Origin of the sequence: Arenimonas sp. (assembly GCF_019459675.1) — a bacterium.
Lineage (GTDB): Bacteria > Pseudomonadota > Gammaproteobacteria > Xanthomonadales > Xanthomonadaceae > Arenimonas.
In genome coordinates this window covers 1-12438 of record NZ_JAIBFH010000320.1, presented here as the reverse complement: position 1 = coordinate 12438, position 12438 = coordinate 1, and the positions used below count along the sequence as shown (strand labels likewise).

Below are 12438 nucleotides of genomic sequence, written 5' to 3'. Positions count from 1 at the left end.
GGCCCGGGGGGGTGCGGGGCCCATTACACCCACCGCCGCGTGCACCCAGGGGCCCAATCCCTCCCGCGCCAGGGCGCACGCCGCCAGCGCGGCGACGTTGGCCTGCCACTGAAGCGATCCCCACTTTACCGGCGACGTCTCCGGCCCGGCCTGCCCGAGCACCAGCAGCGCCGCGCATTCGGGGCGCGCAGCGGCGGCGGCGTCCTCCAGGCTCTCGGTGGCCAGCCACAGATCAACTTCCATCGCGTCCGCGTCGGCCAGCGTGTAAAGCTCCGAGAAGTGCCCGCCTTCAAGCAGGGTGCGCAGCGCCGCTCCATCGGCGTTTGCGCTGATGCCGATGCGCAGCGGCCATTGCAGCATCTGCTGGAAAGAACCCGGACCCTCGAACGCCACCGCTGCGACCTGCGGCTCTGCCGTCAGGCAGGTGATCCACTCGGTGATGGACGCGTCCCGGCCGTGTGTCTCGATCAGCGCCACCAAGTCGCCGTCGAGCGAAAGCGCGTCCCAAAGTGCGGTGAAAGTTGGGTCCCCAGGCGCAGGCTTCACATCGGTGAAGCCGTGTTCCATCAGTTCGGGCGACAGCCGCAGCGTGTGGGTGGGGTGGGCCGCGCCGGGGGCAGTCGTTCCAAGATGCTGCATCCACTCGTCGCGCACCTCGATGGCATCCACCGTGCCGTGGGCCTTCGCCCGCGCCCAGGCAACGGGCACCGCCGCGGACAGGATCAGGTAGCGCGCGCGCTGCTGGCGCAGGCTGATGGATTGAATGGCTGACATGCGCTTCCCCGGGGCAGCGGTTGCCGCTCCTATGGCAGCAAACGCAAAACCGGCCGGGGACAGGGCAAGCGGCCGGCGGCTAGCGCCGGCGCATGTGCCGGCGGCGCTCCAGCGTGACCAGGACGATGAGCAGCGAGAACACGCCGGCCATCGCCAGCAGGGTGTTGCCGCTCCACTGCGCGTGGCGCGCCCACACCAGCAGGCTGATGTAGGTGGACATCAGGGCGGCGTACAGCCAGCCGTTGTGTTTGATGGCGCGGCGCGCGGCGTCGGACTTGGCGCGGCGCAGGTAGTAGCGCGTTTCCAGCCACACCGCGCCCACTACCAGGCCGATGGCGGCTGCGAAGGCACCCAAGGCGGCCAGCAGTGACTTCCCGCCCAGGCCGAGCTTGCTCGCCCCCAGCCCCAGCCCCGCCGCCACCGCCGGCGCGGGCGACATGCCGGCCACCGCCAGGCCCAATGCCGCAGTGAAGGCCACGCCCGGTGCGCTGCTGCGGGCGGTGTCGGCGAAGCGCCGCAGCCACTCCTCGCGCAGGCTGTCGCGGCCGCGCTGCAGGCGCTTGCGCACGGCGGCGTCCGTGATGCCAAGCAGCGCCGCCACCTCGCGCGTGTCTTCGCCTTCGCGGTAGTACAGCAGCAGAACGTCGCGGCTGGTTTCGGGAATCTCGTCGAGCGCTTCGGCCAGCTGGCGCGCGTCTTCATCGCTGACGAACTGCTCGGCCGGGCCGCGCTGCGGCGACACCGCGAGCGTGGCCAGCGTGTCCAGCGGATCGGTCGGCGTTTCGCGATAGCGCTGCGCCCGCACGTGGTCGATGGCGCGGTTGCGCGCGACCTGGCGCAGCCAGGGCAGGAAGCTCTGCGGGTTGCCCAGCTGGCCAATGCGCTGCCAGGCGGTGAGGAAGGTTTCCTGCGCGATGTCTTCGCTGGTGTGCACGTCGCGCGTGACCGCCAGCGCCACGCTGGCCACCATGCGCTGGGTGGCGCCGACCAGCCGGCCATAGGCCTGGGTGTCGCCGCGCTGGGCGGCGGGCAGGTCGCGGGCGATCAGGCTTTCGAGGAGGTCGGGGGTCATGGCGGCGCTCGGGTGGGAGTTACCCGTAACAACGAGTGAGCGCGCGAAGTGTGACATGGGGCGCGGCCCCGACCGGGCCTGGTTCTGGAAGTCCTGCGGGGGCGGCGCTAGGGCCCGCGGCCGTGCGGCGCATCCAGGTCCTGGATCGGCCCCAGCGGCACCAGGCCCGTGGGGTTGATGGTGTCGTGGCTTTCGTAATAGTGGTGCTTGATGTGCTGGAAGTTGACGGTTTCGGCCACGCCGGGCACCTGGTACAGCTCGCGCAGGAAACCCGACAGGTTCGGGTAGTCCACGATGCGGCGCAGGTTGCACTTGAAGTGGCCCACGTACACCGGGTCGAAGCGCAGCAGGGTGGTGAACAGGCGCCAGTCGGCTTCGGTCAGGTGGTCGCCGCACAGGTAGCGGGTTCGCGACAGGCGCTGTTCCAGCCAGTCCAGCGTTTCGAACAGGGGCACCACGGCCTCTTCGTAGGCCGCCTGCTTCGTGGCGAAGCCGGCCTTGTACACGCCGTTGTTCACGTGGTCGTAAACGCGTGAGTTCACTTCGTCTATCTGCGCTCGCAGTGACTGCGGGTAGTAGTCGCCCGGCGTGGCGCCGATGTCGTCGAACGCGCTGTTGAACATGCGGATGATGTCGGCCGATTCATTGCTGACGATGGTGGCGCGATCGCGGTCCCACAGCACGGGCACCACGACGCGGCCGGAGTAATCCGGGTCGGCGGCCAGGTAGACCTCGTACAGGCGCTGCGCTTGGTTCACCGAATCGGGCACCACGCCGGGGCCGGGCGCGAAGTTCCAGCCTTCCCTGGCCATCAGCCAGTTCACCACCGACAGGCTGATGTGCGACTCCAGGCCCTTCAGCCGGCGGAAGATCAGCGTGCGGTGCGCCCAGGGGCAGGCCAGCGAGACGTAAAGGTGGTACCGACCGGATTCGGCCTTGAAGCCGCCCTTGCCGTCCGGGCCGGGCGAGCCGTCGGGCGTTACCCAGTTGCGGAACTGCGATTCGGAGCGCTTGAAGCGGCCCTGGTTGCTTTCCGTGTCGTAGCCCTTGTCGGTCCACTTGCCGTCGACCAGCATGCCCATGGTGTGCTCCCGCGTGTGTGCCCGAGGTAGGTTGAACCTAACGCAGGCTCTCCCAACCTCGCGTGACCGGGGGCCGCCGCCTTGGGCCAGTCGATCAGGCCGCTACGTCCACGTACTGCACCTGCACCACGGGCGGGGGGATGGGGTCGTCCTCTTCGCGTATGACTGACCTGCACCCAGCCGTCCCGCTTGAGCAGGGTCAGAGCCTCCCTTGCCTTCGGGGCATGCGGCGACTCCGCGGTGGGCGTTGATGGCAGCGGCCGGTACCGCTCGCCTGTTACGTTGGCCCAAGGAACCTCAGGGAAACCTCCTATGCCCACCCTCCTCCGCGCCAGCCTTCCCCTCGCCCTGCTGCTGGCCAGCGCGCCGCTGCACGCCGCCGATACCAGCACCGACCCCGCGCTGGAAGCCCGCATCACCGCCATGGGTAAGGTGGGCAGCGCCAGCGCGCCGCAGTATTCGCCCGACGGCACGCAGATCGCGTACATCACCACGATCAGCGGCTCGCCCCAGGCCTGGATGATTCCGGCCGGCGGCGGCTACCCGCGGCAGGTGACCAACGGCAGCGACCCGGTGTCGGGCCTGCGCTGGTCGCCCGACGGCAAGCTGGCGTATGCGGTGTCGCCGGGCGGTGGCTACAACGCGCAGCTGTTCCTGAGCAGCCCCGACGGCGTGCAGGTAACGCGCATGAACGAAGGTGAGTCCAACACCTTCCCCGGCGATTTCGCCGACGGCTTCCGCTACCACTTCCGCAGCAACGCCCGCGATCCGGCCGTCACCGATATCTGGGTGTACGACACCAGCGCCGGCGAAGCCCGGATCATGATCGAGATGGACGGCCTGGGCGGCCTGGACGACCTGGTGTGGAACCGCGCCCTGGTCAACCGCCTGGTGACCCGCGGCGACAGCAACCTTTGGGTGGACGAACTCGCCGACGCCACCGGCAAGAAGACCCTGCTGACCCCGCACGAAGGCACCGCCGAAAGCTTCGGCGAGTTCGGCAAGGACACCAACACCGTTTACCTGGCCCACAACGTCAACCGCGACCGCATGGTGTTCGCGAAGGTGACGGTGGACCCGGAAAAAGGCGCCTCGCCCCTGCAGACCCTGGCCGAGCGCGACGACGCTGAACTGGCCGACTTCAAGCTCAACGACGCCAAGACCCAAGCCCTGCTGGTGTGGAACGTAGGCGGCAAGAACGAACTTGAGCTAATTGACATGGCCACGGGCGATCGCCGCGAACTGCCCGACGCCCCGGCCGAACTGATCAGCGGCCCCGACTACGCGCCCGACGGCCGCCGCATCGTGATGGCCGTCAGCGGCTCCACCGCCCCGGCCGACCTGTGGCAGCTGGACCTCGCCACCGAGCAATACACCCGCCTGACCTTCAGCCCCAGCCCCGGCGTGGACCTGAGCCAATTGATCCGCCCGGAGCTGCGCACCTTCAAAGCCCACGACGGCCTGGAACTCTCGGGCTGGCTGTACCTGCCCAAAGGCTTCAAAGCCCCTGGCCCCGTAGTGCTGAGCTTCCACGGCGGCCCCGAAGGGCAAGAGCAGCCCGCCTTCCGCGCCGACTACCAGGCCCTGCTGGCCAGCGGCATCGCCGTGTTCGCGCCCAACATCCGCGGCAGCTCGGGCTTCGGCAAAGAGTTCATGAGCCTGGACAACCACGAAGGCCGCTTCGACGCCAACAGGGACATCAAGGCCACGGCGGACTTCCTGATCAACGAAGGCATCGGCGCCAAAGGCCGCCTGGGAATCATGGGCGGCAGCTACGGCGGCTACGTGGTGATGGTGGCCGTCACCGACTACCCCGAAACGTTCGCTGCCGGTGCCAACCTGTTCGGCATGGTGAACTTCGAGACCTTCTTCGCGCAGAGCACGCCGTGGATGGGCGCCATCAGCACCGGCGAATACGGCGATCCGAAGACGCAGCTGCAGCTGCTGCGCGACCTCTCGCCCATCCACAAGCTGGACCGGGTGGTGACGCCGCTGCTGGTGATGCACGGGGCAAATGACACGAACGTGCCGGTGGTGGAGGCAGAGCAGGTCGTGGGCACGCTGAAGAAGCGCGGGGTGGCCGTGGAGTACGTGCTGTTCCCGGACGAGGGGCATGGCTGGCGAAAGCAGGGGAATCGCGTGCGGTCGACACTGGAGCTGGCGCGGTTCTTCGGCAAGCACCTGTAACGACACCGCTGGCGCGCCCTCTCCCTAAGCTCCACGGGACGCGGCGGCGGGGCAAGATATGCCATCCCCACCCCCGGAGCGCCCGATGACCGACCCGTACAACTCAAGCCAGTTCACCGCCACTGCGCCGCCTCTCGACCGGACGATGGTCACCACGGCTCTGGAGCTTCCAGGCTTCCGCGTGGTCCGCAGCCTCGGCGTGGTGCGCGGCATCGTGGTGCGCTCGCGGTCGATCGTCGGCAACTTCGTCGGCGGCATACAGACACTGTTCGGCGGCAACATCACGATCTACACGCAGCTGTGCGAACAGGCACGCCAGGAAACCTACAGCGACATGGTGGCGGACGCGCGCCGCCTGGGTGGAAACGCGATCATCGGCATGCGCTACGACGCCACCGAGTTGATGGCGGGGCTGACGGAAGTATTGTGTTACGGGACGGCGGTGGTGGTCATGCCCGAACCGTCCTCGGCCTGATTCACGCCGGACGCGATTCGGGCGATCGCGCCAGGTCGATCGGGCGCACCTGAAAGGAGGTGCGCCCGCTCAGGCTGTAAACCGCCCGGAGAATTTCGTGCACGCGGTTTACGCCATTCATCAGACTCTGACACTCATCAATGGGATGCCGGATTAGCTCTCTCGGCATCAATCTTGTATTGCTTCAGCGCCCGCGCCACATCCTTGGCGTTCATTTTTCCTTCGGCGGCCAGGGCCGCAATCGCCGCATGGGCGATGTAATAGCGGTCAACTTCAAAGAATCGACGCAGGTTCGCGCGGGTGTCGGACCGACCAAAGCCATCCGTGCCCAGAACGGTGTAGGGCATCGGCACGAACGCCCGGATCTGATCCGCGAACGCCCGCACATAGTCGGTAGCCGCAATCGCAGGCCCCTGCCGCCCTTCCAGGCACGCGGTGACATAAGCCTTCTGCGGCGTCTTTGCCTCGGGATGGAAGCGATTGAAGCTCTCCACCTCGAACCCGTCGCGCCGCAGCTCGGTGAAGCTCGGGCAGCTCCAGATGTCGGCGCTCACGCCGAAGTCCTTGTCCAGCAGCTCCGCCGCGGCGATGGCTTCGCGCAGGATGGTGCCGCTGCCCAGCAGCTGCACGCGCAGTTCGCCCTTCTTGGGCTTGCCGGCGTCCTTCAGCAGGTACATGCCCTTTAGGATGCCTTCGGCCGCGCCTTCGGGCATGTCGGGGTGCGGGTAGTTTTCGTTCATCAAGGTCAGGTAGTAATACTCGTCCACCTGGTCTTCCAGCATGCGCTTCATGCCGTGCTGCAGGATCACCGCCACTTCGAAGCCGAAGGTGGGGTCGTAGGCCTTGCAGTTCGGGATGGCGCCGGCCAGCAAATGCGAATGGCCGTCTTCGTGCTGCAGGCCTTCACCGTTGAGCGTGGTGCGGCCGGCGGTGGCGCCCAGCAGGAAGCCGCGCGAACGCATGTCGGCCGCCTGCCAGGCGCTGTCGCCGATGCGCTGGAAGCCGAACATGCTGTAGTAGATGTAGAAGGGCAGCATCGGCTGGTCGGAGCTGGAATAGCTGGTGGCCGCGGCCATCCAGCTGCTGAAGGCGCCGGCTTCGGTGATGCCCTCTTCCAGCACCTGGCCGGTTTTGTCTTCGCGGTAGTACATCAGCTGGTCGGCGTCCACCGGCTTGTACTTCTGGCCGTCGCGGGCGTAGATGCCGATCTGGCGGAACAGGCCTTCCATGCCGAAGGTGCGCGCTTCGTCGGCCACGATCGGCACCACGCGCGGGCCCACCTGCTTGTCGCGCAGCACGATGTTCAGGCACTGCACGAAGCTCATGGTGGTGGAGTTCTCGCGCTCGCCGGAGCTCTTCAACAGCCGGTCGAACACCTCCAGCTTCGGCGCCACCAGCTCCACGCTGGTCTTGGCGCGGCGCTGCGGCAGGTAGCCGCCCAGCTTTTCGCGGCGCGACTTGAGGTATTCCACTTCCGGCGATTTCTCGCCCGGGTGGTAGAACGGCACGTCGGCCAGCTTGTCGTCGCTGATGGGAATCTGGAAGCGGTCGCGGAACGCTTTCACCGCGCTGTCGTCCAGCTTCTTGGTCTGGTGCGTGGGGTTCAGGCTTTCGCCCCAGCTGCCCATGCCGTAGCCCTTCACGGTCTTGGCCAGGATGACGGTGGGCTGGCCCACGTGGTTCACGGCGCTGTGGTACGCGGCGTACACCTTGTGCGGGTCGTGGCCGCCGCGGTTGAGGCGGGCGATGTCCTGGTCGCTGAGGTTGCTGACCAGGTTGCGGGTGGTTTCGTACTTGCCGAAGAAGTTCTCGCGCGTGTACGCGCCGCCGAACGCCTTGCAGTTCTGGTACTCGCCGTCCACGGTTTCCATCATCAGCTTCTGCAGCATGCCGTCGGTGTCGCGCGCCAGCAGCGGGTCCCAGTAGCTTCCCCACACCAGCTTGAGCACGTTCCAGCCGGCGCCGCGGAAGCTGCCTTCCAGTTCCTGGATGATCTTGCCGTTGCCGCGCACCGGGCCGTCCAGGCGCTGCAGGTTGCAGTTGACGACGAACACCAGGTTGTCCAGGCCTTCGCGGCCCGCCACGCCGATGGCGCCCAGGCTCTCGGGCTCGTCGGTTTCGCCGTCGCCCAGGAAGCACCACACCTTGCGGTCGGAAGGTTCGATCAGGCCGCGGTGTTCAAGGTATTTCAGGAAGCGCGCTTGGTAGATGGCGCTGATCGGGCCCAGGCCCATGCTCACCGTGGGGGTTTGCCAGTAGTCGGGCATCAGCCACGGGTGCGGGTAGCTGGAGATGCCCTTGCCGTCCACTTCCATGCGGAAGTGGTCGAGCTGGCTTTCGCTGATGCGGCCTTCGAGGAAGCTGCGGGCGTAGATGCCGGGCGAGCTGTGGCCCTGGATGTACAGGATGTCGCCCGGGTGGTCGGCCGACGGGGCGCGCCAGAAGTGGTTGAAGCCCACGTCGTACAGCGTGGCGCCCGAGGCGAAGGAAGCAATGTGGCCACCCAGGTCGCCGGGCTTGCGGTTGGCGCGCACCACCATGGCCATCGCGTTCCAGCGGATGATGCTGCGGATGCGCCATTCCAGGTTCGCGTCGCCGTCGCTCTTGGCTTCCAGGTGCGCGGGGATGGTGTTGATGTACTGGGTGGTGGGGTTGAACGGCAGCTGGCCGCCGGCGCGGCGCGTGAGTTCCACCATGCGCTCGAGCAGGTGGTGGGCGCGCTCGGGGCCGTCGGTGTCCAGCACCGCCTTCAGCGATTCCATCCACTCACGGGTTTCGGTGGGGTCGAGGTCGTTTTCCAGTACGTCGGTAAGCCAGTTCATGTCCCTTCCCTAGTGGCCGGCGCCTGGCTCGGCCTTGTTGTTTTGGTGTTGCCCGGAGTTTAGCGCAGGCCGGGGACCGGCCGCCCCATACGCGGGGGAATGCAATGCGGCCGCCAGAGGCTATGCTGGGCCAGGTCTTGTCCCCGGGGGACAGATGGTCAGCCAGCCCAGGAAAGCCGCCGCCATCCGTCGCCGCGCGCCGCGCAAGGTGGACTGGCGGCACAGCCTGCGTACCCGGCTGGTGCTGCTGTCGAGCATCAGCAGCCTGCTGCTGATGGCGGCGCTGGCGCTGGTGTTCTACGTGGCCATGCGCGGGCTGCTGGTGGACACCGCCCGCAGCGACATGCGCGGCCTGGCCGAACAGACCACGCGCGGCCTGGAAGCCACGCTGGGCTCGGTGCAGGTCAGCGCGCAGAACCTCGCCGCCAACGCGGCCGGCATCGGCCGCGAGCCCATGGGGCTGCGCGTGCTGCTGATGTCTGCCCTGGCTTCGGATCCCGCCATCGTGGGCGCGCTGCTGATCATCGAGCCGGGCCGTCTTTCGCCTGACGACCCGGGCTTCAGCTGGTACGTGCGGCGCTCGGACGAAGGCATGGCGGAATCGTCGGTGCCCGACCTGGGCTACGACTACCGGGTGATGCCCTGGTACATCCGCACCACCACCAGCGACAGGCCGTGGTGGTCGGAGCCCTACGCCAACGCGGCCACGGGCGGGGCCAACTACATCACTTACAACCTGCCGCTGCGGCGGCCGGCCCAGGACGGGCTGCCGGGCGTGGCCATCGGCATGGTGAGCGTGGACGTGCCGGTGTCCAGGCTCAGCGCACTGCTGGGCGAGGTGCCGGCGGACGACACGCTGCAGTCGGTGCTGATGTCGCCCGAGCTGGCGTTCGTGCTGCATCCCGACCCGGTGATGCGGGGGCAGGCCACCCTGCCCCGGCTGGTGACGCAGGGCGGCCGCAGCGACCTGGCGCCGCTGCTGCAGGCGCTGCAGGCGGGCCAGGCGATCGAGTTCGAACACGTCACCGCCCACGCCAGCAGCGCCGCGCCGCGGGGCGAGAAGCGCTTCACGCTGGCCTATCCGGTGGCGGACACGGGCTTCGCGTTCTCGCTGACGGCGTCCAACCGCTACGTGCTGGCGGAGCTGCGGCGCATCACCATGTGGGGCGTGCTGGCGGGGCTGCTGGTGGGGCTGGCGGGCATGGCGCTGGTGCGGCGCGCGTCGCGGCTGATCGCGCAGCCCATCGAAGACCTCACCGACTCGGCGCAGCACCTGGCGCTGGGTGAGTTCGACTTTCCGCTGCAGCACGTGAAGCGGGTGGACGAGGTGGGCGTGATGGCGCGGGCCTTCGACAGTGCGCGTTCGTCCATCAAGCAGCAGATGGAGGAAATTGCCGACATGGGCGCGGCGCGCATGAAGATCGAGCGCGAGTTCAACATCGCGCGCGACATCCAGCTGGCCATGCTGCCGGGCGGCACCGAGTTCGACGTGGGCGACGCCAAGGTGGAGCTGCACGGCCTGCTGCAGCCGGCGAAGGCGGTGGGTGGGGACTTCTACAATCTGTTTGAACGCGACGGCGACGCAGTGTGGTTTGTGATTGGCGACGTGTCGGACAAGGGCGTGCCGGCCGCGCTGTTCATGGCCCGCACCATGACGGTGCTGGAAGTGGCGGCGCAGCTGGGCGGCTCACCCGGGCGGGCGCTGCATGAAGCCGCCAAGCACCTGGTGGGGGGCAATGAAACCTGCATGTTCGCCACGGTGCTGTGCGGGGTGCTGGAGCTGCGCACGGGCGCGCTTTCGCTGGCCAGTGCAGGCCACGAGGCGCCGGTGCTGCTGCGGGCCGACGGCCGGCGTGAGTTCCTGCCGGTGCCGTCGGAAGAACCCTTGGGCGTGGCGGTGGCCGACAGTTATCCGGTGTGGCGCGGCAGGCTGCTGCCCGGCGACACGCTGTTTACGTATACCGACGGCATCACCGAGGCGTTCGACCGCGGGGAAGAAGCCTTCGGCACGCAGCGGCTGCTCGACGCCCTCGACCCGGCGCTGGGGGCGAAGGCACAGTGCAAGCGGGTGGTGGACGCGGTGAACAGTTTCGCGGGCGACGCGCCGCAGTCCGACGACATCACGGTGTTCGCACTGCGCTTCAACCGCGACCCGCGCGCACAGGAACGCTTCAGCGTCCGGGCCTACCTGCGCGCGCCGCTGCCGCCCGATGCGGTGGGGCGCCTGATAGCCGAGGTGGACGCCGGGCTGGCCGGCCACGGGCTGCCGGCCACGCTGATGCATGACGTGCATCTGGTGTTGGAAGAAGTGACCTGCAACGTGCTGAGCCACGGCAAGGTGCGCGGCCGCGACCCCGCGCTGGAGCTTTTGGTGGCGGTGGACGGCAGCCGCCTTTCGCTGGAATTCCGCGACGATGGCTTGGCCTTCAACCCGCTGAGCCAGCCGGCGCCGGACCTTGACGCGGACATCGGCGAGCGGCCCATCGGCGGGCTGGGCGTGCACCTGGTGCGGGAGTTGGCCGAAGAAGTCGCTTACAGTCGCGAAGACCACCACAATGTGCTGCGCGTGGCGCTGCCCATCACCCACCGGGAATACAACCCATGAGCCTGACCATCGAAAGCGCTCCGCTCGCCAACGGCAACCAACGCCTGGCCCTGGCCGGCCGGCTGGACACCCACACGCACACCGAGCTCGACACGCAGCTGGCGCCGATACTGGCATCGGGCATTCAGTCCCTGGTGCTGGACCTGGCGGGGCTGGAATACATCAGCTCGGCCGGCGTGCGATCCATCTTCAAGGCCCGCAAGGCCCTGTCCGCGCACGGCGGAAAAGTGGTGGTGGTGAACCCCCAGCCACAAATCCAGAAAGTCTTCGACGTGGTGAAAGCCGTCCCCCTCGAAGAAATCTTCCCCACCGTGGAAGAAGCCGACGCCTACCTTGACGCCATGCAGCGCAAAGTCCTGAACACCGACCCCGACGAAGACTAGAACGGGGTCAGGCTCGCTTACCTTTGCTGTCCCTGCATCCGGCGCAACTGGCGCCGGGATAGACCGAACGCGCGCAGGCCGCGGCTTACCAGAACATCCCCTGTCCACCGTCCGGCGCGGGGCCGCGGGAAGTCAAGCTGATCCCGTTACCAGCAGGGTGGTGTAGAGGATCAGCGAGGCCAGGACGTAGCCGGCTTCCACCAGGCGCCTGCGGGCGGGTTTGTCGCGTGAGCCGGTGATGTCCAGCAGCAGCTGGCGCAGCAGGAACGTGTACAGGATGTAGTACAGGAACGGCGTCACGTGCACCCAGGGCGAGAAGTCTTCCAGGGTTTTCCCGAACCAGCCCACGATGGTGCTGATCTCGGCCCAGATGCCCAGCAGGCCCAGGCCCGCATTGATCAGCATCCACTTCACCTCGTCCAGGCCAAAGATGGCCAGGTAGAAGACGAGATACACCCCGATGGCGATGCCGCCGTGCAGGTAGAGGAAGACCAGGTCGACGTCGTCGGCGCCATAGGCCATGAAGAAGCCCGAGAAGCCGAACATCGCCATGTGGAACAGAAAGAACGGGTAGATGAACAGCATCGGCGCCTTGTCGCCGGCGCTGTACTGCTTGGCACCCACCCTCATCGCCGACTTCAGTTTCACGGCCCCTCCCTCGCCCCATCCCCGCCCAGTCTACCCACAGCCCAGGAACGGGGTCAGGTTCACTTTTTAAGTGACCCTGACCCCGTTCTAGGTGCGGGCGGAGCGGATTTGGGCGTCTACGGCGGCAATGGCGGTCATGTTGACGATGCGGCGGACGGTGGCCGACGGGGTCAGCACGTGGGCGGTGCTGGCCAGGCCCATCAGGATCGGGCCGATGCCGACGCCGTCGGTGACGCTGCGCACCAGGTTGTAGGCGGCGTTGGCGGCGTCCAGGTTGGCGAACACCAGCAGGTTGGCGCGGTCGGTGAGGCGCGAGTTGGGGAAAATGCGCTCGCGGGCCTCGGCGTTGAGGGCGATGTCGGCATGCATTTCGCCTTCCACCTCCAGCTT

At 67.6% G+C, this 12438-nt stretch carries 10 protein-coding genes; 4 read left to right on the top strand and 6 right to left on the bottom strand.

Annotated features, from left to right (window positions below):
* The 3 genes from K0M70_RS10830 to K0M70_RS10820 form a co-directional block, all read right to left on the bottom strand.
* The coding region (locus K0M70_RS10830; protein WP_290781876.1) for a hypothetical protein at positions 1 to 774 on the bottom strand (774 nt) is incomplete at its 3' end.
* Between the two features lie 79 nt (positions 775 to 853).
* Entirely contained in the window at positions 854 to 1846 is a 993-nt protein-coding gene (locus K0M70_RS10825; protein WP_290781875.1) for a sigma-70 family RNA polymerase sigma factor, read from the bottom strand.
* A 107-nt stretch (positions 1847 to 1953) separates the two neighbouring features.
* Positions 1954 to 2928, bottom strand: coding sequence for a glutathione S-transferase family protein (locus tag K0M70_RS10820; protein WP_290781874.1), 975 nt, complete (start codon positions 2926 to 2928; stop codon positions 1954 to 1956).
* Positions 2929 to 3240: 312 nt separating this feature from the next.
* Between K0M70_RS10820 and K0M70_RS10815 the strand changes: the two genes are divergently transcribed.
* A complete protein-coding gene (locus K0M70_RS10815; RefSeq protein WP_290781873.1) occupies positions 3241 to 5115 on the top strand; it encodes a S9 family peptidase in 1875 nt (624 codons plus the stop codon).
* 85 nt (positions 5116 to 5200) lie between these two features.
* Positions 5201 to 5590, top strand: coding sequence for a YbjQ family protein (locus K0M70_RS10810; RefSeq protein WP_290781872.1), 390 nt, complete (start codon positions 5201 to 5203; stop codon positions 5588 to 5590).
* 137 nt (positions 5591 to 5727) lie between these two features.
* Here the strand turns inward: K0M70_RS10810 and aceE are convergent, their stop codons facing one another.
* Positions 5728 to 8412, bottom strand: coding sequence for a pyruvate dehydrogenase (acetyl-transferring), homodimeric type (gene aceE / locus K0M70_RS10805; RefSeq protein WP_290781871.1), 2685 nt, complete (start codon positions 8410 to 8412; stop codon positions 5728 to 5730).
* 154 nt (positions 8413 to 8566) lie between these two features.
* Here aceE and K0M70_RS10800 point away from each other — a divergent pair, with 154 nt between their 5' ends.
* Both K0M70_RS10800 and K0M70_RS10795 read left to right on the top strand, forming a co-directional pair.
* Positions 8567 to 11017, top strand: coding sequence for a SpoIIE family protein phosphatase (locus K0M70_RS10800; protein ID WP_290781870.1), 2451 nt, complete (start codon positions 8567 to 8569; stop codon positions 11015 to 11017).
* On the top strand, positions 11014 to 11400 hold the full coding sequence (locus K0M70_RS10795; RefSeq protein ID WP_290781869.1) for an STAS domain-containing protein: 387 nt from the start codon (positions 11014 to 11016) through the stop codon (positions 11398 to 11400). The genes K0M70_RS10800 and K0M70_RS10795 overlap by 4 nt, the downstream gene beginning before the upstream one ends.
* A gap of 132 nt (positions 11401 to 11532) precedes the next feature.
* On the opposite strand, the gene K0M70_RS10790 is transcribed toward K0M70_RS10795, so the two are convergent.
* Complete coding sequence (locus tag K0M70_RS10790) at positions 11533 to 12048, bottom strand: hypothetical protein (RefSeq protein WP_290781868.1); 516 nt, start codon at positions 12046 to 12048, stop codon at positions 11533 to 11535.
* 87 nt (positions 12049 to 12135) lie between these two features.
* A partial coding sequence (locus K0M70_RS10785) for a phosphate acyltransferase (RefSeq protein WP_290781867.1) occupies positions 12136 to 12438 on the bottom strand: 303 nt, incomplete at its 5' end.